We start from the raw sequence: 18,898 nt of genomic DNA, 5'->3' as shown, positions 1-18,898 counted from the left end.
CATGTACGACATGCCTGACGAGATCGATGTCCAGGCTGACGGCTCGCTGCGCATCATCACGCTGAATCGGCCGGATGCGCTCAATGCCGTCAACGACGGACTGCACACCGGTCTGGCCCGACTGTGGCCGCAACTGAGCGAGGATCGCGGCGCCCGGGCAGCTGTACTGACCGGGGCGGGTAAGGCATTCTCCGCGGGCGGAGATTTCACGTACCTCGCGGAGTTGGCCAAAGACGAGGAGCTGCGTGCCAAGACCATCGCGCATGGCCGCGAGATCGTGCTGGGGATGGCTCGATGCCGGGTCCCGGTGGTGACAGCGGTCAACGGACCGGCCGTGGGTCTGGGTTGCAGCCTGGTGTCGCTGAGCGACATGGTCTACATCGCCGAGAACGCGTACCTCGCCGATCCTCATGTGCAAGTGGGTTTGGTCGCGGCCGACGGGGGCCCGGTGACCTGGCCGCTGCACACGAGCCTTCTGCTCGCCAAGGAATACGCACTGACCGGTGCGCGAATCTCGGCTGAGAGGGCCTGTGAGATCGGCCTTGCCAATCACGTTGCCGCAGATCCCCTGTCGGAGGCAATGGCCTGTGCCAAGCGCATTTCGGAGCAGCCGCAGCAGGCCGTCGAGGCCACCAAGCGGCTGCTGAATCTGCATCTCGAGCGCGCCGTGCTGGCCACCCTCGACTTCGCGATGAGCGCCGAGCACCAGTCGTTCACCACCGACGACTTCCAGCGGAACATCGCAAAACTCACCGCGAAAAAGAACTGACGACCACCCAGGCGGGTCCTTGCGGCGAGCACATCGGTAAGTCAGCTCCGCCGCAGGGGCCCGCTGTGGGCATCCACCAACAGATGGGCCAGCGAATGACCGACGATTTGGGTGCGGGCGGTTTGCGATTCGAGCGCGACGGGTCGATCGGATGGTGCACGATTGATCGGCCGGCGGCGCGGAACGCGTTCACACCTGCCATGTACTTCGGCTTGAAAAGAGCTGTCCAGCTCGTCAATACGGATCCTGACCTCGCCGCCCTCATCATCACGGGAACAGGCGATGTATTCGCTCCCGGCGGCGACCTCGGCGGGCGGGCTGAACCGGGTGACAACCTCCCGGAAGGGCTGGGAAATGACGTCCTGCCGTTCCTGGCGATACGAGACAGTAGGGCGCCGGTCATCTCGGCTGTCAATGGAATCTGCCAGGGCGGAGGTCTGTTGGTGGCGATGATGTCTGACATCGCGATTGCCAGCGACCGTGCGGTCTTTCGGGTTCCCGAATTGTTGCGGGGAATTCCTGACGCTTTCTATGCAGCCATGCTGCCGGCACACGTGGGGGTCGCGGTTGCCCGAGATCTGATGTTGTCCGCTCGTCGGTTCGACGCGGCCGAGGCGTTGCGGCTCGGGGTGATCACCCGCGTGTCGCCCCACGATGATCTGCGAGGTGCGGCGCTGACCGCGGCGCGCGAGGTACTGCGAACCGCTCCGCAGGCGCGTGCTCATGTGAAGCGGATGCTCAACGAACGCTATGGATTGATCGACACCCAGACGATGTTCGGCTCACTCGCCACCTCGCAGGAACTGCGGGAGGGTATGCGCGCCTTCATGGAGAAGCGGGAACCGAGTTGGGTTCCCGCCGACGTTCCATCGGCGATCTGAAGTCAGATACGGGCCCGGTCGGGCTGGGCCATCGGTACCGAGATCATCAGCGGTGCGACGCCGACGATGGCAGCTGTGGTCAGCAACAGGAAGGAATGGCGTTCGACCGCGCTGGGGACGGACACCTTGGCACTTGGTGCGGGCGACATTTCGCTCTCCTCGGGAGGGTGACTTGATCAACTCGTGACACCACACTGTGGCGTGAATCACTGCTTCAGAAGATACAAGCAGCGAACCAGGTTGCTGTCAAACCGAAATGTGATTCTTCAAGTCCGGCTGTTCCGTTCTCGCCGACAGCACATCGCCCGATGTCGGATGGTGATCCGATACCGGGCGACGTGGTGTTGTGGCGATGAGCAGGCCCGCCTCCGTTGTTGCCGATCGCGCGGGCCCGTTACTACTTCGGAGGGAACCGGAGGGCGCCGTCGAGGCGGATGACCTCGCCGTTGAGGTAGTCGTTCTCGATGATGGCGGCGACGAGTGAGGCGTATTCGGTGGAGTTGCCCATCCGTTTCGGGTGGGGGACCTGTGGGCCCCAGTAGGCTTCGAGCTGCTCGGCTGCCTTGCCGTACGCGGGGGTGTTGATGGTGCCCGGTGCGATGGCCATGACGCGGATGCCCAGGGGCGAGAGGTCGCGAGCGGCGACGAGATTCATGCCGACAACGCCGCCTTTGGCTGCTGCGTAGGGGAGTTGGCCGATCTGACCTTCGTATGCGGCGATCGAGGCGGTGTTGATGATGACGCCCCGGGTGTTCTCCTCGAGGGGTTCCTGGCGGGCGAGGGCTGCAGCGGCGAGGCGGGTGACGTTGAAGGTCCAGGTGAGGTAGGAGGTGATGGTCTTGGTGAACGCGTCCAGCGCCATCGGGCTGCCGTCTTTGCCGACGAGGCGCCCGCCGCCTGCGGGACCGCCGTGGCAGTCGATGCTGGCTCGGAACGGACCGAGGGATTCGGCCTCGGCAATGGCCGCATTGACCGAATCCTCATCGCTGGCGTCGGTATGGACGTAACTGATGCCGAGTTCGTCCTGGAGGGCCTTGCCCTTGTCGTCGGCGACGTCGGCCACGACGATTTTGGCCCCGGCTGCGTGCAGTCGGCGGACTGTTGCCTCGCCGAGGCCGCCTGTGCCTCCGACGACGATGACGGAATTGCCTTTGATCTCCATGCCATTTCCCTTCTTGCAATTGATGATCTCAATCTGAGAGAATCATGTTCTCATGAATATCACGATGATCTTGGAAATGGCAGCGTCGGCCGACGATCGGGCCGTCGTGACAGCCGGTGGGCGCTCACGCAGCGCTGCCGAAGTTCTCGACCTCGCCCGCCGCGCGGCGACCGACTTCGACGGATACCCCGCGGTTCTCTACACAGGCGTGAACGATCTGGCGTACCCGGTGGCACTGTTCGGTGCTGCGATGGCCGGTGTTCCGTTCGTCCCACTCAACTATCGCCTCGGCGAATCGCAGCTGGCAGCGCTGCGGGAGCGCCATCCGGGCGCGCGAGTGCTCGGCCAGGAACCTGTGGGTCCGTGGCTGGATTCGCTCGCCGGCAAGGATCCGATGGAGGATGCGGACCGGCCGGCGGCGCACTACGACGGCGATGCCGTCGCGGTGATCATCTACACCAGTGGCACGACGGCCGCGCCCAAGGCGGCAATCCTGCGGCATCGTCATCTGCTCGCCTACGTACTCAACACAATTGAGTTCTCCTCTGCAGCAGCGGAAGACGCGACCGTGGTGGCGGTTCCGCCGTACCACATCGCCGGCCTGACGAACCTTCTGTCGAACCTGTACAGCGGTCGTCGGGTGGTCTATCTCGACGCCTTCGAACCGCGGCAGTGGATCGAGACGGTACGTCGGGAGAAGGTCACCCATGCAATGGTCGTGCCCACCATGCTGGCCCGGATCGTCGAGGCGACCACTGATGCCGACGTTGGTCAGCCTTTCGTCAAGAGCCTTGCCTACGGTGGTGCTCGCACCCCGCGTCCGGTGATCGAGCGAGCCCTGCAGCTGTTCCCGGACACCAACTTCGTCAATGCCTACGGGTTGACCGAAACCGCCTCGTCGATCGCGGTGCTGGGACCCGAGGATCACCGGGAGGCGATCGCGTCAGACGATCCGACCGTGCGTGACCGCCTGGGTTCAGTCGGGCGGCCGTTGCCCGGGATCGAGATCCTGATTCGCGATGAGGAGGGCGTCGCCACTCCTGACGGCGAGACCGGACTGGTATTCGTGCGCGGCGAGCAGATCTCGGGAGAGTACGGCGGACGTAGTGTGCTCGATGCCGACGGTTGGTTTGCCACGCGTGACCTGGGGCGCCTCGATGCAGCGGGATTCCTGTACATCGAGGGCCGGTCCGACGACACCATCATTCGCGGCGGGGAGAACATCGCACCCGCCGAGATCGAGGACGTCCTCCACGCCCACCCGACCATCAGCGAGGCCGCCGTCATCGGTGTGCCGGACCCGGAATGGGGTCAGCGAATCGTCGCCGTTGTGGTGGGAAGCGGCGACGTCGACGAGATCAAGCAGTACGTCCGAGATCGACTTCGATCATCGAAGACGCCAGACGCCGTGGTCTTCCACAGCGATCTCCCACGAACCGAAACAGGCAAACTCCTTCGGCGCAATCTCGTGTCCGAGCTGGAGAAGAATCCGGCCTAGCCGAAGGCGGCGATGATCTGGGGGAGGTCGGTCGCCGTACGGATACCGGGGCTCGCCGCGCATACGAAAGGTACGGCGTTGACCGCCCGATTGGCGGTATAGCCCGGTGTCGTGGCCGCCATGTCCTCCAGCTTGATCGGGAACTTGATGTCGACCTCGAGCGGTGCATCACCCTCGACGGTGACCCGCCAACCGGTGGACAACAGCTCCCAATCCTGATCGAAGTCATCGGTGCAGTACCAGGTGGCCCGAAAGCGCATCAGTGCCTCACCGTTTCGCATCCCGATGGCGCTGATGCGTTGGGCAGCCACGGTTCCGGCCTTCACCACGCCCGCAGCGATCTCGGTGTCAGCCCTCGCGAGACCGATCTCGCCTGCGGCTTCGATGGAATCAAGGGGGAGTCCGATCCCATCAGCGACCAGGCGCAGCGAAGGGCCGAAACTGTTGCGCGCGTGACTGAGGCGTTCTTCGCTGAACTCCCCGGGCGCCTGCCCGAAGCCCATGATGTCGAACAACAGTTCCGGTGAGTCACGACTGGACAGGTCGGCGTATTCGTCGATCGTTATGTGATCCAATCGGCGCTGGATCGATGTCAACACCAGTGGGATCGCCTCGGTGATGAAACCGGGACTGCTGCCGGTGCTGTGGATCGAGGTGTTCCCGCGATGGCAGGCGTCTTCGACTGCGGCTCGCAGCTCGGGGGCCATGCCGGCCGGATGGTGGAACTCTCCGCGGGTGGTCACCACGTTGATCCCGGCAGCGAGAAGGCGACACACCTCGTCAGGGTCCAGCTTGGCGGCCATGTAGAGGACGCAGTCCGGGGCGAGGGCGACGATCTCGTCGAGACTGTTGGTGGCGACCACTCCGGACGTGCCGGCCCCGCAGAGATCGCCCGCGTCGACGCCCGCCTTCTCGGGGCTGTGCACGTACACCCCGGACAAAGTGAGTGCAGGGTGCTCGATCACGCCGCGAAGCGACTTGGTGCCGATGTTTCCCGTCGCCCACTGCACTACGCGGTAGGGGCGGGTGTTGATGGCCGCAATGCTCGGAGAAGCATCTGTGGTGGAAGTCATGGGTACCTCGAATCAGTTGCCGGACAGTACTTCTGTGACCAGTGCGGGTCAGGGTCGGATGCGCACCAGTGCTTCTTGGGCGAAAGACGCCACGAGCCGGTTGTCCTCGGTGAGGACGTCGCCGCGTCCGAAGGAGCGACTGCCGGTCAGCAGTGGGCTGTGTTGGCGGACGAGAAGCCAGTCGTCCGTGCGGAAAGGTTGGTGGTACCAAACCGTGTGGGTGGTCACCGCAGAATTGAACGCGGTGCCGTTGCCCGTCTGGCTGTATCCCTCGAGCGGCAGCAGGGCGGTCCCGATGACGTTGAGGTCTGTGGCGTAGGCGGTCAGCGCCGGGGCCAGCTCTGCGTCGACCTGCGGCGTACGCATCCAGAACTCGAATTGAGGCGGTGACGCCGCAGTGCTGTTGAGGTCGCCGGTTGTACGGATCTCCCAGGGGATGAGGCTGAAGTCAGTCCGGTCGGCTTCCGTTAGGAGTTCACCGGGGCCGGCGATGTCCTGCAGCTCCGGGCCGCCTTCGGGGACGTGCATCGAGACGGCAGCCGAGGCGATGACGCCATGCGGCTGACGGGCGGTGATCAGGAGACTCGCGAAAGAGCGGCCCTCGTGCTGCCGCGCGACCTCGTAGTGAACGGGGCCGTCGGCCCTGCCCTCCTTGCTGAAGACGGAGTGCATCGACTTCACGGATTTGTCGGGGCACACCGACCTGGCGGCCTCGACGAACTGTGCAAGCAGTTGTCCGCCGAAGAGACGGTGGTATTCGAGATCGAGATTGCGGCCCTCGAAGCCGGCAGTGGTGCTCTCGCCCGTTCCGAGGTCGCCGGACGGACTCAATTCGAGGCAGTCGAGAAGGTTGCTCCATAAATCGGCCATACATGTATGTAAGCACGATTCTTCACATTGAGAACACGGTTCTTCTACTTGCGAACGGCAAAACCCTCAACGCAGAAGCGCCAGACTTCCTCCGAACTGATCGGTTGCACGGTGGCGTCCGAAGCTCCGCCGCTGGACTGTGCGATGAACATCACTGTCTGCATGATCATCGACGCGGTCCTCTTCGGGTGGGCGTCGGCTCGGAGTTCTCCGGCCTCGGCAGCAAGCTCCATGAGCTCGGTGAACAGGGCGAGCAGTGGAGCGTGTGCGATCTTCACCTCAGCGGGGTGGGTGAGGAGGAGTTGCGGCGCGAAGTCGTTGAACAGGGGCCTTTTGGCATCGGGATCAGGTCGGCACAGCTCGAAGAGCAGTTGGACGGCCACCTCCAGGCGGTCGACGGGGTCGCTCTGCCCGGCCGCTGCGGCGCGGATCTGATCGGCCGACCGGCCGAGTGCGTCCTCGAACAGCGCGAGCAGAAGTTCGTGCTTTCCGTCGAACTGCAGATAGAAGCTGCGTAACGACTGACGCGACCGATCAACCACCTCTTGCACCGTGAACTCTGTGGTGCCCTTCTCGGTGATGATCGCTTGTGCGGCGTCGAGGAACTTCTGAACCCGTTGCTCGGCGCGGACCTTCGCCGTCTTTATCGACCGCTCGACCGCGCGTTGCTTCCAGGCCGGCTCTTCGCTGGGACTGGTCACGATGTGATCGGCCCCGCGGCGCTTTCGGACGCGTGAACGCGACCAAGTGTAAAGAACATGGCTGGCACTCTACCGGACCAAGGCACTGAAAAGTCGGTACGTTCCACTGTTCGGTACAGAAATTGAGACTCGGACTCGCTGAAGAGGAGAATGCTATTCTCGCTGTACCGCGTCCGCACGCGGTGGAAGGAGCCAACTTGTCATGCTGATGGAGTTCGACTCGGACCAGCGCCTGTGGCGCGACACGGTCCGCGATGTGGTCGCAAAGGAATGTTCACCCGCATTCGCACGGGCGGTCGTGGACGGCGGTGTCGACCCCGATGCTCTGTGGAAGCTGTACAACAAACAGGGTTGGACAGAGTTCACCGACCGCGCCGACATGGTCGAGTTGGGCATAGTTCTCGAGGAACTCGGACGCGGCACCGACCCCACTCCTTACCTGGCGACGATGACGCAGTTCGCGCCACTGGCGCCCGGATACGCGCTCGACGGCGCCGCCGGCGCCGCGGTCTACTCGGGGATCAGTGCCCGGCCGGACAACGACGGCTGGATTCTTCAGGGCACCGCCTCGCACATACTCGACGGTGACCGCGCCGACCGGATCGCGGTGGTGACAGCAGCCGGGACGTTCATCGTTCGCGGAGCAGACGTCATGACCACGCGAACCCCGGTTTTCGACCCATTGCTGCACGTCGCCGAGGTCTCACTTTCCGGGGTTCGTGTCACGCGTGAGAACCGGGTCGACGTCGATCCCGCGCTGGCCTTGCCGGTCGCACTGACCGGTCTCGCGCTGACGATGATCGGTGCGTGTCAGCGGACCCTCGACATGGTTCTCGACCACGTCAAGAACCGACAGCAGTTCGGCGCCGCCATCGGGTCGTTCCAGGCCGTCAAGCACAAGGCCGCCGACATGCATGTCGCCATCGAGCGGGCACGAGCGCTTGCCTACTACGCGGCTCTGACCATTGCGGCCGGAGATGACGAGCACTGCGTCGTTGCGGCATCGATGGCGAAAGCCTCTGCCGGGGAATGTCAGTCGCTGGTGTTCCGGCACGGGCTGCAGTTGTTCGGAGCTATGGGCTTCACGTGGGAAAACGACCTGCAGTTCGCACTCAAGCGTGCCAAAGCAGGTGAATTACTACTCGGTGGTGCCGCAGAACATCGGGCCAAGATCTTCGAGGAGCGACATGCAGTTGACATTTGATCCCGAACTCGAGGCGTTCCGCGCGGAATTTGCCGCATTCCTCGACGAGCATGTACCGCCGGAAGCCGAGACGGTCGAACGTGCCCGGTCGAGTTCGGACATGCCCGAGTGGGCGCGCCGGTGGCAGCGTGTTCAGTTCGACCACGGCTGGTTGCTGCCGGGCAATCCTCCTGAGTTCGGCGGCCGCAATGCGTCGATTCTGGAGCAGTACGTGCACCTGCGTGAGCTGTCGCGCCGCCGGATCTACCACAGCTTCAACCCGCAGGGCCTCGGCATCATCGCTGCGTCGATCTTGTCGTTCGGCACCGATGAACAGAAGCAGGAGTGGGCCGCCAAGATACTGCGCGGTGAGATCACCGCGTCGCTGGGTATGAGTGAGCCCGGGGCGGGCTCGGACCTCGCCTCCCTCCGGACGCGCGCGGTACGCGAAGGCGACGACTTCGTTGTCAACGGTCAGAAGATCTGGACTTCCGGCGCGCATGATGCAGATGTACTCCTGACCTTTGTCCGGACTGACCCGGATGTACCCAAGCACAGGGGCATCAGCGTGCTGCTGATCCCGACCGATCTGCCGGGTGTCACGCGCCGTCCTTTCGGATCCATCTGCGGCAAGGACGATCTCGACTTCAACGAGGTTTTCTTCGACGACGTGCGAGTGCCGGCCGCCAACCTGGTCGGCCCGCTCAACGGCGGCTGGGGTGTCGCTTCGGGATCGCTCGGTCACGAGCGAAACCTGTTGTGGCTCGGCTTTGCCGACCGGCTGCAGGATCTGATCGCCGATTTCCACCCCACGGGTCCCTTGGACCGCGATCGGTACGCGACCATGTTGATGGATGCCAAGGCTCTCAATCTGATGGGGTCTTCCGCTCTGGCACGGGCGGCGGAAGGCAAGGACGACGTCGCGGCGTTGTCCGTGCTCAAGGTGCTCGGTTCCGAAGCGGTGCAGACCGCCACCGAGGCCGCCCTCGACACAGCCGGCGCCGGCGGTCTCGGTCATCCCGCTCAGACTGCTCCCGCATTGCCGCTCGACAACGACCACTTCAGCACCAGTTGGTTCGAGCGCTACGCGCGCAGTTTCGCCGGGACCATCGCCGGCGGGACGTCCGAGGTGCAGCGCAACATCATCGCCGAACGCGTGCTCGGCCTACCGAGAAGCTGAGGCGGACGATGAACGTCCTGTATGAGGTCGCGGACAAGATCGCGACCATCACGTTGAATCGTCCGGAAGCCGCCAACGCCCAAAACCATTCGCTGCTAGACGAACTCGACGAGGCCTGGATGAAGGCGGCGGCCGATCCCGAGGTCGTCGTGATCGTCCTGCGCGCCGAGGGCAAGCATTTCTCGGCCGGGCATGACATCAGGGGAACTGGTCCGGTTCCCGACAAGATCACCCTGGAAATGCTCTACGAGGTGGAAAGTCGTCGGTACCTGGAGTACTCGCTGCGCTGGCGGAATGTACCCAAGCCGTCGATCGCTGCAGTGCAGGGACGCTGCATCTCTGGTGGCCTGCTGCTGTGCTGGCCGTGCGATCTGATCGTCGCCGCAGATGATGCGCTGTTCTCCGACCCGGTGGTGTTGATGGGGATCGGAGGAGTCGAATACCACGGGCACACCTGGGAACTGGGCCCACGTAAGGCCAAGGAGATCCTCTTCACCGGTCGTCCGGTGACCGCCGGCGAGGCCGAGCAGGTGGGCATGGTGAACAGCGTGGTGCCGCGAGATCAGCTGGATACAGAGGTGACGAAACTGGCCACTCACATCGCGGGTATGCCGCCCTTTGGTCTCCGTCAAGCCAAGCGGGCAGTCAACCAGACTCTCGACGTCCAAGGTTTCTATGCCGCGATCCAATCGGTCTTCGACATTCACCAGACCGGGCACGGCAACGCACTGAGCGTCAGTGGCTACCCGGTACTCGCCCGATTCGACGAGATGAAGTCGAAGATCGAGTAGCCGGGGCAGATCGCTGTCCGATGCTCGGGATCGGCTCGAAAATGCTGGTCAGTGCATTTCCCCATTCGCGTATCGCTCTTGCGAGAGTGTCGTACGATCCTTTTGAGAATGCAATTACCAGTCTCGATCGCCGCGGTCCCGATGTCGACGGGCGATGCAGCTTTGACACGAGTGGTCGGATCTTCTGTCCACGAGAAAGGACTCACGTCATGCGTAATCAAATTGTCCGTAGGGCTCTGACGGCGGGCGCATGCGCAGCCGTGCTGGTCGGCCTTGTTGCCGGTTGTAGTGATGACAGCAGCGACAGTTCGTCGTCGTCGACCGCCGCTGCGACGTCATCGGCTATGGCTTCCAGCACCGCGGCCGCCGCCGACCCAGCGGTCACGGAAGCGGTCACCACCGCATACGAGACGTTCTTCGACGGCAAGGCGCCCATCGAAGAACGATCCAAGTACGTCGAGAACTCTGCGGTATTCGGACCGGTGTTGCAGGGCATGACTGCGAATCCCCAGGCGGCCGGCACGTCTGCGACAGTCAAAGAGGTCACCCTCGAAAGTCCCGACAAAGCTCTTGTCACTTGGGATCTCAACGTCGGCGACAGCCCCGGCCTGCCCGACCAGAGTGGCGAAGCCGTGCTCGTCGACGGCACCTGGGTCGTCGCCGGTGTGACCTTCTGCACCATCCTCGCTGTCCAGGGCTCCGGCGCTGCAGTTCCGGGATGCTGATCCACTAGTCCAAGACGCACGATCAGGGCCGGCGCTTCCTTTTGGGAGTGTCGGCCCTGACGTCTGTCCGGCGATCCACTCGAACTCGAACAAACATTCGACACAATCGCATTTTTTGGGGTATAGTCAGGCGTAGAGAAACTCTTCTGACGGCGAATCATTTTTTTGGTTGTTATTGTCTGCGTGTGGTTCTCGGTTCCCTGGGGAGGGGGTCTTTGTGTCGGAGGGTGTTGTTGTTGATTCGCCGGTTGTTGGTGCGGTGTCGGAGCTGGATGCTGCGATCGCACGTCTGTCGACGTTGGATCTGACTGCTCTGTCTGACGTGGAGTGTGTGCGTGTGGTGGAACGTCTTGAGGTCGCGTCGCGGCGGTTGTCGGCGGCGGGATTGCCGGTGTTGCGGGAAGTTGCTGTGCGGCGGGCATATTCGAAGGTGGGATGTTCCTCGCCTGCGGCGGTGTTGACGTCGGTGGCGCGGTTGCGTCCGGGTGCTGCGAAGGCGCGGGTAGAGGCGATGGATGCATTGACGCCGTCGGTGACTCCGAGTGGTGAGGTGATCGGGCCTCGGTTCCCGGAGACCGCTGCGTTACTGGCTCAAGGTGTGATCGATCTCGATCATGTCGGTGCGGTGGTGAAGGTGATGGGGAAGATTCCGCACAAGATCGACCCGGAGCAGCGGGCGAATACTGAGGTGGCGTTGGCTGATCTGTGCCGCAAGTACAACCCTGCTGCGGTCGAGACGATCGGCGAGCGGATCGTCGACTACTTGGATCCCGACGGCAGGCTCGCTGATGATGTCGATCGGGCGAAGAAGCGCGGTGTCAGCGTGGGCGATCAAGCGGTGGACATGATGGCGAAGGTGGCGGGCCATCTGGATCCGACGACCACGGCACTGATGAAAGTGATGCTGGGGGTGTGGGCGGCACAGGGGATGAACAACTCCGACGACGAGCTGTCCCCGTCCGGTGCCGCTGATGATCCAGCGCTCGATCCTGCGGTCCTGCAGGCAGCGGCCGACAACGACAACCGTACTCAGTCCCAACGCAATCATGACGCCCTCAAAGCAATGCTCATGTATCTGCTTGAGTCGGGGCAGTTGGGTAAGACTCATCGTGGGTTGCCGGTGCAGTTGATCATCAGCATGACCAAAGACCAACTCGATGAGGCTCTGCGCAAGCAGGAAGCAGACTCCCGCCCCGAGCCAAAACCCGAGCCAGAGCCAGAGTCGCAGCCCGAGTCAGAGCCGCAGCCCGAGCCGAGGCCTGAGCCTGAGCGTGCGGATCCGCAGACGCATTGGGAGGATCGGGATTGGTTGCCGACGTTGGCTGGTGGGTCGTCGCGTCCGTACGGCCACGATCTGGTCTATACCGCGACCGGGACGGTGTTGCCGATCAGCGATGCCATCAAGCTGGCTGCGCGTAGCGATAAGGCGTTGGCGGTGTTCGCCAACCACAGCAACGAAGTGTTGTACCTGGGCCGCGCGAAACGGTTGGCCAGCGAAGCGCAACGCATCGCGATGTTCGCCGCACACCGCGGTTGTTCGTTCGGTGGATGTACGGACCCGGCGATGTGGGCCGAAGCTCACCACACCACGGAGTGGATGCTCGGTGGGCTGACGGATATTTCGCATCTGGCTCCGGCGTGCCCGCAGCATCACAAGCTGGTGGGGCCGGGGGAGCATCAGTGGCAGACGGTCATGATCACCGAAGGCCCCGACGCCGGCCGCTGTGCGTGGATACCACCGGCGTTCCTGGACCCGGACCGACAACCTCGGGTCAACCGTGCCCATCACCCGGACGAGGCCTTGATCGAGGCCCGGCAGGCCATGCTCGCACGCCGGAAAGCCCAACTCGAGCAACGCACCAGAGAACTGAGCGGCCAAAGCCCAGATCCTCCAGGCGAACCATTGCCGGATGAGTCGCGGCCGGACGCGGATCCGCTCTCACAATGAGACGGCCGGAGTGCACCACGAAGCCTATGCTTGCGTGGTGCACTCCGATGCCGCGATCACTGCTGCGCGGCTCAGTGTTGTCGAAAATGGAGATCTTGGCCGGTGGGCCGACCAGTGAACCTATAGTTCAACGACTATTGGACCCGGACCGCACACCCGAGGGTCAATATTGCCCATCATCCGGACGAGGCCTTGATCGAGTCCCGCCACGCGATGCTCGAACGCCGCAAAGCCTCACTCCTGCAACGGAAACGATAACTCAGCGCCGGGCCACCGGGCCTACCGGATCCGCCCGACCCATCAGATCCACCTGGTGCTGCGAACCTGTCCCTAGAGATCGACGAGCCGGGGAGCTGACCCCTGGGCACGGATGATCGCACCGGCTTCGCGGGTCAGTTCACGGGTGCTACCGAACAGACCATCGAGGACATGGGCCCTCTTGATGTGGCGTTGCAAGTCGTGCTCTTCGGTGAATCCGATCCCACCCAGGATCTGCTGGCAGTGCTTGCTTGCGGTGAGGGCGGCCTGTCCGGCAGCGGCTTTGGCGAGCAGGGAGCTCAATCCATCGTCGCTGGATGATCCAGCTGCGCCGGTGGCCGCCTGCAGAGTCGCCTCGGCGCCCTCGATCGCCACGAACGTCTCCGCGAGCTTGTGGCGGATCGACTGGAAGCCTGCGACGGGCTTTCCGAACTGGGTACGGCTCAGTGCGTGTTCGCGCGCCAGCGACAACATTGTCCGGCTTGTACCGACCAACCACCAACCGATGGCTCGACGACAGGCGGCGAGAGCGGCAGGGGAGAGCGCTGTCGCGCCGCCCGATTCCACGACTTCGAGTGGCAATTCGGGATCGAGGACGGACGTCGCCGCACTGTGGTTTCGATGCCAGAGCACCCAGGAACCGCCGGCGAAGGGCAGCGGTACGTCCTCGCCGATCAGGTCGTTGATCAACGACGCATGTGCACCGGTCTCGCCGAGCAATCGAAACGCCATCGGAACCGCGAACTCCGGGATCTCGCCGAGCATCTCGGTCCAGCCGAGTTCGACAAGTGCGGCATCGAGCGCGGGCCCTGATGCGCCGGCCATGGTCCTACGGAAGGTTTCGGTGAGCAATAACAATTCGTCGTCGTCCATGCCTCACTCCTTCCCGAGGTCGAGTAGCCGTCGCGCGATGATGTTGCGCTGGATCTCCGCGGTGCCGCCGTAGATGGTGGCGGCGCGCGAATAGAGATATTCGGTTCGCCATTCCGACTCTGCGAGCTCGATTGCTCCCGGCAGAAGGTCTCGCGCGGTGTTGAACAGTTGCTGTTCCGCCGTCGCCAGCAGCACCTTGTCCACCGACGTCTCGGGCCCCAACTGGGCGCCGTCGGCCAACCGCTGCTGCGTCATCCTCGAGCGGCAGCGAATCGTGTGCAGCGCCAGATACGCGGCGCCGAGTTCTGCATCGTCCGCGACCGTTGTCGTGGGTGCGGATTGGACGAGTAAGCGGTCCAGACGAGTGAACAGGTAGGCGATCCGGTGCCAGAAGCACGTCGAACGTTCATGGGGGAGGAGATCCATCGCGACTCCCCAGCCGTCGCCGGGCTTCCCGAGCATTCGGTTTGCGGGGACGACCACGTTGTCGAAATAGACTTCGGCGAACTCGTCGACCCCGTGCATCGTGCGCAGGGGCCGCACGGTGATTCCGGGGGTGTCCATGTCCACGAAGAACGCGGTGATCCCCTTGTGACCCGGTCCCGTTCTGGTCAACAGGACGCAACGCGAGGCGTACTGGGCCAGACTGGTCCACACCTTCTGGCCCGAGACCACCCAGTCATCGCCCTGTTGCACGGCTTTGGTCGTCAGTGACGCAAGGTCGCTGCCCGAACCGGGTTCAGAGAATCCCTGGCACCACTGCTCGGCGCCGCTCAGCATCAGCGGCACCATCTCAGCAGCGAGTTCCGGTGTCGCGTAGGACATCATCGTCGGAACCAGGACTTCGATCATCGAATACAGGCCTGGCTCTGCGAGATCGCGGATCGCGACCTCCTCGCCGAGGACTGCGCGCAGTTCCGCCGGCCCGCCGAGACCGCCGACCTCGGTGGGCCATCCGTACCGCATCCAACCGGCATCGAACAGCGCCCGGCGCACACGATTCAGCTGTGCGACTTGACCGTCCAGCGAATGGTCGGGTCCAGCAGTCAGATCGTTGGCGTCGAGCCACTCACGAACAGCTGAGCGAAACTGCGCGCTGTTCATGTCGGCGCTGTTCATGCCCCTGACGGTTCGAACGCGTGCGGGATACCCGAATCGTGCTCACCGCTGCGGCGGATGAACGTCATCTTGCGGGTCTGGATACGCCATCCGGAAGCGGTCCGGGCGTAGGTGTCGCTGTAGTAGCCGATACGCATGTCGTGGGTGGCGTCGTGGATGAAACACAGCGGCTGTGTTCCGGTCGCGGTGTCGCCATCCAGGTCGATCACCGGCAACCCGGTCATGAACAGGCCCTTGGGCGCCGCCGCGACGAGTTCCGGGAACTGATCGAGCGTGAACGCATCGCCGAAGGCACTGTAGGTGCCCTCAGGGGTGAAGACCGCGACAACCCCGGCGACGTCGTTCTTGGTCATGTTCACCGCATAGCGGGCAAGCAGTTGCTGGAGTTCCAGCAGATCGTCATTTGTTGACATAGACCTTTCCGCCTTTCATGACGAACCGGACATCCTGCGTGACGGTGATGTCTTCCAGGGGATCTCCTGGCACACCGACTATGTCGGCGAGCAGTCCCTCGACGAGTCGTCCGCGATCGGTGACGTTGATCAGGTCGGCGGCAACGGTGGTGGCCGCGCGCAGGACTGCCAGCGGTGGCAGGCCACGATCGACCAGAGCAACCAGTTCGTCCGCGTTCTTACCGTGCGGAATCGCGGGTGCGTCGGTTCCGACGGCAATCTTCACGCCCGCGTCGTAGCACTTCTTCACCGCAATACGAGCCTTCGGGAACATCTCGGCAGCCTTCTCCTTCAGCTCGTCAGGAGCGTGAGAGATGTCCATGCCGTCGATCAATCGGGTTGTCGGCACCAGGAAGGTGTCGTTGTCGACCATCATCTGAATCGCCTCGTCATCGACGAGGAAGCCGTGCTCGATACAGTCGATGCCAGCCTTGACGGCCTGCTTGACGGCCTCGGCACCATGGGTGTGCGAGGCAACACGCAGCCCACGCCGATGGGCCTCGTCGACGATCGCGACCAGCTCGTCGAACGAATAGTGTTGCGCACCTGCTGTTCCCGTATGGGACATGACGCCGCCAGAGACGCACACCTTGATCAACTGGGCGCCGTGTTTGATCTGGTACCGAACGGCTTTCTGAACTTCCGCCACACCGTTGGCGATGCCCTCTTCGATGGTCAGATCAAGGACGCCGGGCATGAAAGCCGCGAACATCGTGGGGTCGAGGTGTCCACCGGTCGGGGTGATGGCGTGACCGGCAGGGACCACCCGGGGGCCATCGACCCAACCGGCGTCGATCGCCTTGCCAAGTGCCACATCGAGAAGATAGCCGCCGGTCTTGACGAACAAACCGAGGTTGCGGACGGTGGTGAAACCGGCCCGCAGCGTGCGGCGGGCATTGCCCACCGCACGCAACATTCGTATCGGCGGATCATCCTGAACCATTGACGCGACCGGCTTTTCGCCGCGTCCGCCCATGAGCAGATTGACCTCCATGTCCATGAATCCGGGGACGAGGATGAGGTCACCGAGGTCGATGACCTCGCCTTCTGGAGAACCGCCCACACCGACTATTCGCTCACCGTCGACCCGGATGATCCCGGGCCGGACGATTTCGCCGGAGTCGATGTCGAGCAATCCCGCCGCTACGAGTGTCTGCATGTCAGAAGGCCGGCTGATGCACGGTCTCGACCCAGGCAGCACCGCTGTCGAGCACGCGGGGTTGCTTCCAGACCTCGATCGGGAACGACACCATGACGACCGACTGCATCAGGTACATCAGTGCCCGTTCCGGATCCGGCAGATCGTAGAGGTCGAACTTGTCGAGGTGGTCGAGCACGGCGTCCATGTGCTCCATGCCGGCGTCGTAGAACACCTGCATGTCGTCCATGCTCGTTTCGAGGCGCTTTGCGTAACGCTCCTCCTCGGTGGCCAAGATCCAGTCCGAGAACTTCTCGAGCTCGGCGAAATCAGCTGGTAACTGCGGCATTTTTGTGCTCCCTAACTTCGTCTTTGACCACTTTGTGGAGGTGGCGGAGGAGGATTTCCTGATCACAGAGGGGGAAATCGCTGACAGTCTTGGTGGCGAGCATCGTCTGCGTCGCCTCCAGGGTGTTGGCGTCCTGGAATGCGTACTCCTTGAAGGTCACTGCTGCGAGCTCCTGGGCCAGGCGCTCGCGGCAGGTCTTCGCGGGTACGAAGTACAGCCGGGCTTCGAAGACGTGCTGGTTCACCGCGGTGGGCCAGTAGTGGTACGTGAGGTACCAGCCGGGCGCCCAGAACAGCAGCGACATGTTCGGGAAGAACTCGAACTCGTCGACGCCCCAGGGCTTCGCGCCGGCCGGGTTGATGCCCTCGGGCAGCGGGTCGAGGCCTTCGATGTCGGGGCGATCCCAGGGGCCGAAGAGCCCACTGCGCAGCTTCCGCTCGATCGGCTTGACCATGCTCTCGTCCTTGGGCGGCGACATGCCTCCCCAGCTGGAGATCATCGAGTGCGGGGTGTCGATGTCGTAATGCAGGGCCTCGAAACCGAAGTGCAGCAACTTCTCTGCCTCTTCTTTGGTCGCCTGCTTCTGGTGCAGCACCGGAGCGTGATAGAACTCCGCGAACGCGTCGATGAACAGCTTCCAGTTGCTGTTGATCGTCGACTTGTAGCTGTAGACCTCGGTCATCTCGTGGAACGGGTAGCCTTCGACGCTCTTGGCGAACCGGCCCAGGTAGTCCGTCAACGGCTTGGCGTTGTCGTCCATGTTGACCCAGATGAAGCCCTCCCAGACCTCGCAGCGCACCGAGACCAGGCCGTACTGGTTCTTGTCGAGGTCGAAGAACTCGCCCTCCTGCTGCACATACGTCAGATCGCCTTCGAGGCTGTAGCGCCATGCGTGGTATTTGCAGGTGAACTGCCGGCACGTACCCGAGGTCTCTTCGTTCGGGTAGTCGTTCCACACCAGCTTGTTACCGCGGTGGCGGCAGACATTGTGGAATGCGCGGACCTCGCCCTTGGAGTCGCGGACGATGATCAGCGAGGTTCCCAGAGCCGCGATCTCGCGGGTGAAGAAGTTCCCCTTCTTGGGGATCGTCTCGACGCGGCCGATGTTGACCCACTTCTTTCTGAAGATGGCGTCGATCTCTGCCTGGTAGAACTCGGGATCGGTGGAGTCCGAGTAGTCGACCGGCGCTGTACCGAGTTCCGGCCAGTGTTCGGTCCAGCTACCTGCATCTGGTTTCTTGAAATGGGCCACAATTTACCTTTCGTCTTCGAGCTGTATGTCAAATGAGTTGATGGCTGTTGCGAGCATGCGGTAGGACCCGGCTGTGAAAACAAGGTCCATGCGTTGTTTTTCGTCGAAATGTTCGGACAGTTGCGTCCACGTGTCATCGGAGATCCGAGAGCTGTTCTCCAACTCGTCGACCGCAGCGAGGGCTATACGATCGGAATCGCTGCGACCCTCGCCGCGTATTGCGGCCTCGATTTCTTCGTCGGTCAACCCCGCGTCTTTGCCGAGCGCCCTGTGGTGGCTGACCTCGTAGGCGCAGTCGGCAAGTGTGGCGATTCGAAGAATCATCAGTTCACGGAGTCGACCCGTGAGGGTCGAGTTGAAGAGGATGTAGACGTTGAAGCTCAGGTACGCCTGCGTGAGCGCTGGATGCTGCACCAGGGTGGACAGCACCGTGCTCGCGTTCTCGGGGTTTCTTCGCCACCGGGGCAGCATTCCCTTGAGGGCGGCGTCCACGGTGTCGTCCCACTGGTCTGCGGGTAGCGGGGGTATGCGCACCCACCACCTCCTCTCGTACGGGTGAGAATTGCATTCTCACTTATGAACAGTAGATTTCCACGCTTCGGTCGTTTAGTCAATCCTCGATGCAAATCGAGCTGCGGGGGAGCCGGCCGGTCCCCGAGGCCGATCCCCCGGAGGG

Annotated in this window: 20 protein-coding genes; 8 read left to right on the top strand and 12 right to left on the bottom strand. The window is 63.1% G+C overall.

Annotation, left to right across the window (positions count from 1 at the left end; genetic code table 11):
- Position 1 precedes the first annotated feature (1 nt).
- Positions 2-769: an enoyl-CoA hydratase/isomerase family protein gene (locus DFR67_RS14740; RefSeq protein WP_110470258.1), complete on the top strand. Its 768-nt coding sequence runs from the start codon at positions 2-4 to the stop codon at positions 767-769.
- Positions 770-864: 95 nt separating this feature from the next.
- Positions 865-1,650 (top strand): enoyl-CoA hydratase/isomerase family protein, encoded by a 786-nt coding sequence (locus DFR67_RS14735; protein ID WP_110470409.1) that lies wholly within the window; start codon positions 865-867, stop codon positions 1,648-1,650.
- A gap of 2 nt (positions 1,651-1,652) precedes the next feature.
- On the opposite strand, the gene DFR67_RS30525 is transcribed toward DFR67_RS14735, so the two are convergent.
- Both DFR67_RS30525 and DFR67_RS14730 read right to left on the bottom strand, forming a co-directional pair.
- A complete protein-coding gene (locus DFR67_RS30525; RefSeq protein WP_158539966.1) occupies positions 1,653-1,799 on the bottom strand; it encodes a hypothetical protein in 147 nt (48 codons plus the stop codon).
- A 248-nt stretch (positions 1,800-2,047) separates the two neighbouring features.
- Positions 2,048-2,812: an SDR family NAD(P)-dependent oxidoreductase gene (locus DFR67_RS14730; RefSeq protein WP_110470257.1), complete on the bottom strand. Its 765-nt coding sequence runs from the start codon at positions 2,810-2,812 to the stop codon at positions 2,048-2,050.
- 52 nt (positions 2,813-2,864) lie between these two features.
- On the opposite strand from DFR67_RS14730, the gene DFR67_RS14725 reads away from it, so the two are divergent.
- A complete protein-coding gene (locus DFR67_RS14725; protein WP_110470256.1) occupies positions 2,865-4,310 on the top strand; it encodes a class I adenylate-forming enzyme family protein in 1,446 nt (481 codons plus the stop codon).
- Here the strand turns inward: DFR67_RS14725 and DFR67_RS14720 are convergent.
- From DFR67_RS14720 to DFR67_RS14710, 3 genes are read right to left on the bottom strand one after another with little or no spacing between them, the layout of a single operon-like run.
- Positions 4,307-5,383, bottom strand: a complete 1,077-nt coding sequence (locus DFR67_RS14720) for an NAD(P)H-dependent amine dehydrogenase family protein (RefSeq protein ID WP_110470255.1) — start codon at positions 5,381-5,383, stop codon at positions 4,307-4,309. The genes DFR67_RS14725 and DFR67_RS14720 overlap by 4 nt on opposite strands.
- Positions 5,384-5,431: 48 nt before the next feature.
- The gene (locus DFR67_RS14715; RefSeq protein ID WP_110470254.1) at positions 5,432-6,253 is read right to left on the bottom strand and encodes an acyl-CoA thioesterase; all 822 of its coding nucleotides are present in this window, start codon (positions 6,251-6,253) and stop codon (positions 5,432-5,434) included.
- 44 nt (positions 6,254-6,297) lie between these two features.
- Positions 6,298-6,954: a TetR/AcrR family transcriptional regulator gene (locus tag DFR67_RS14710; RefSeq protein WP_110470253.1), complete on the bottom strand. Its 657-nt coding sequence runs from the start codon at positions 6,952-6,954 to the stop codon at positions 6,298-6,300.
- A 202-nt stretch (positions 6,955-7,156) separates the two neighbouring features.
- Here DFR67_RS14710 and DFR67_RS14705 point away from each other — a divergent pair, with 202 nt between their 5' ends.
- The 5 genes from DFR67_RS14705 to DFR67_RS14685 all read left to right on the top strand — a co-directional run bounded on the left by DFR67_RS14705 (position 7,157) and on the right by DFR67_RS14685 (position 12,781).
- On the top strand, positions 7,157-8,158 hold the full coding sequence (locus DFR67_RS14705) for an acyl-CoA dehydrogenase family protein (RefSeq protein ID WP_110470252.1): 1,002 nt from the start codon (positions 7,157-7,159) through the stop codon (positions 8,156-8,158).
- Positions 8,142-9,317 (top strand): acyl-CoA dehydrogenase family protein, encoded by a 1,176-nt coding sequence (locus tag DFR67_RS14700; RefSeq protein WP_110470251.1) that lies wholly within the window; start codon positions 8,142-8,144, stop codon positions 9,315-9,317. Before DFR67_RS14705 ends, DFR67_RS14700 begins: the two co-directional genes overlap by 17 nt.
- A gap of 8 nt (positions 9,318-9,325) precedes the next feature.
- A complete protein-coding gene (locus DFR67_RS14695) occupies positions 9,326-10,108 on the top strand; it encodes an enoyl-CoA hydratase (protein ID WP_110470250.1) in 783 nt (260 codons plus the stop codon).
- Positions 10,109-10,317: 209 nt separating this feature from the next.
- On the top strand, positions 10,318-10,833 hold the full coding sequence (locus tag DFR67_RS14690; RefSeq protein ID WP_245937959.1) for an MTB12 C-terminal domain-containing protein: 516 nt from the start codon (positions 10,318-10,320) through the stop codon (positions 10,831-10,833).
- Positions 10,834-11,050: 217 nt separating this feature from the next.
- Entirely contained in the window at positions 11,051-12,781 is a 1,731-nt protein-coding gene (locus tag DFR67_RS14685) for an HNH endonuclease signature motif containing protein (protein ID WP_158539965.1), read from the top strand.
- A gap of 330 nt (positions 12,782-13,111) precedes the next feature.
- Here the strand turns inward: DFR67_RS14685 and DFR67_RS14680 are convergent, their stop codons facing one another.
- Genes DFR67_RS14680 through DFR67_RS14650 form a run of 7 tightly spaced genes read right to left on the bottom strand, consistent with a single transcriptional unit; the run spans position 13,112 to position 18,756 of the window.
- Positions 13,112-13,912 carry an acyl-CoA dehydrogenase family protein gene (locus DFR67_RS14680; RefSeq protein WP_110470248.1) on the bottom strand — a complete coding sequence of 267 codons (801 nt, stop codon included), beginning with the start codon at positions 13,910-13,912 and terminating at the stop codon, positions 13,112-13,114.
- 3 nt (positions 13,913-13,915) lie between these two features.
- Entirely contained in the window at positions 13,916-15,016 is a 1,101-nt protein-coding gene (locus DFR67_RS14675; protein ID WP_110470407.1) for an acyl-CoA dehydrogenase family protein, read from the bottom strand.
- Positions 15,017-15,027: 11 nt separating this feature from the next.
- Complete coding sequence (locus tag DFR67_RS14670; protein WP_110470247.1) at positions 15,028-15,444, bottom strand: nuclear transport factor 2 family protein; 417 nt, start codon at positions 15,442-15,444, stop codon at positions 15,028-15,030.
- Positions 15,431-16,642: a metal-dependent hydrolase family protein gene (locus DFR67_RS14665; RefSeq protein ID WP_110470246.1), complete on the bottom strand. Its 1,212-nt coding sequence runs from the start codon at positions 16,640-16,642 to the stop codon at positions 15,431-15,433. The genes DFR67_RS14670 and DFR67_RS14665 overlap by 14 nt, the downstream gene beginning before the upstream one ends.
- A gap of 1 nt (position 16,643) precedes the next feature.
- Complete coding sequence (locus tag DFR67_RS14660) at positions 16,644-16,970, bottom strand: hypothetical protein (protein WP_110470245.1); 327 nt, start codon at positions 16,968-16,970, stop codon at positions 16,644-16,646.
- Entirely contained in the window at positions 16,951-18,222 is a 1,272-nt protein-coding gene (locus DFR67_RS14655; protein WP_110470244.1) for an aromatic ring-hydroxylating oxygenase subunit alpha, read from the bottom strand. The genes DFR67_RS14660 and DFR67_RS14655 overlap by 20 nt, the downstream gene beginning before the upstream one ends.
- A 3-nt stretch (positions 18,223-18,225) precedes the next feature.
- Positions 18,226-18,756, bottom strand: a complete 531-nt coding sequence (locus DFR67_RS14650) for a carboxymuconolactone decarboxylase family protein (RefSeq protein ID WP_110470243.1) — start codon at positions 18,754-18,756, stop codon at positions 18,226-18,228.
- Positions 18,757-18,898: the final 142 nt, after the last annotated feature.

Origin of the sequence: Williamsia limnetica, assembly GCF_003217475.1 — a bacterium.
GTDB lineage: Bacteria > Actinomycetota > Actinomycetes > Mycobacteriales > Mycobacteriaceae > Williamsia > Williamsia limnetica.
The sequence above is the reverse complement of the archived record's forward strand: the minus strand, read 5'-3'. Positions and strand labels throughout refer to the sequence as shown.

Coding starts and splice junctions, on each gene's coding strand:
- DFR67_RS14740 (WP_110470258.1), top strand. CDS start 2: ATGTACGACATGCCTGACGAGATCGATGTCCAGGCTGACGGCTCGCTG.
- DFR67_RS14680 (WP_110470248.1), bottom strand. CDS start 13,912: ATGGACGACGACGAATTGTTATTGCTCACCGAAACCTTCCGTAGGACC.
- DFR67_RS14675 (WP_110470407.1), bottom strand. CDS start 15,016: ATGAACAGCGCGCAGTTTCGCTCAGCTGTTCGTGAGTGGCTCGACGCC.
- DFR67_RS14730 (WP_110470257.1), bottom strand. CDS start 2,812: ATGGAGATCAAAGGCAATTCCGTCATCGTCGTCGGAGGCACAGGCGGC.
- DFR67_RS30525 (WP_158539966.1), bottom strand. CDS start 1,799: ATGTCGCCCGCACCAAGTGCCAAGGTGTCCGTCCCCAGCGCGGTCGAA.
- DFR67_RS14725 (WP_110470256.1), top strand. CDS start 2,865: ATGAATATCACGATGATCTTGGAAATGGCAGCGTCGGCCGACGATCGG.
- DFR67_RS14700 (WP_110470251.1), top strand. CDS start 8,142: ATGCAGTTGACATTTGATCCCGAACTCGAGGCGTTCCGCGCGGAATTT.
- DFR67_RS14735 (WP_110470409.1), top strand. CDS start 865: ATGACCGACGATTTGGGTGCGGGCGGTTTGCGATTCGAGCGCGACGGG.
- DFR67_RS14670 (WP_110470247.1), bottom strand. CDS start 15,444: ATGTCAACAAATGACGATCTGCTGGAACTCCAGCAACTGCTTGCCCGC.
- DFR67_RS14660 (WP_110470245.1), bottom strand. CDS start 16,970: ATGCCGCAGTTACCAGCTGATTTCGCCGAGCTCGAGAAGTTCTCGGAC.
- DFR67_RS14690 (WP_245937959.1), top strand. CDS start 10,318: ATGCGTAATCAAATTGTCCGTAGGGCTCTGACGGCGGGCGCATGCGCA.
- DFR67_RS14695 (WP_110470250.1), top strand. CDS start 9,326: ATGAACGTCCTGTATGAGGTCGCGGACAAGATCGCGACCATCACGTTG.
- DFR67_RS14715 (WP_110470254.1), bottom strand. CDS start 6,253: ATGGCCGATTTATGGAGCAACCTTCTCGACTGCCTCGAATTGAGTCCG.
- DFR67_RS14720 (WP_110470255.1), bottom strand. CDS start 5,383: ATGACTTCCACCACAGATGCTTCTCCGAGCATTGCGGCCATCAACACC.
- DFR67_RS14705 (WP_110470252.1), top strand. CDS start 7,157: ATGCTGATGGAGTTCGACTCGGACCAGCGCCTGTGGCGCGACACGGTC.
- DFR67_RS14665 (WP_110470246.1), bottom strand. CDS start 16,642: ATGCAGACACTCGTAGCGGCGGGATTGCTCGACATCGACTCCGGCGAA.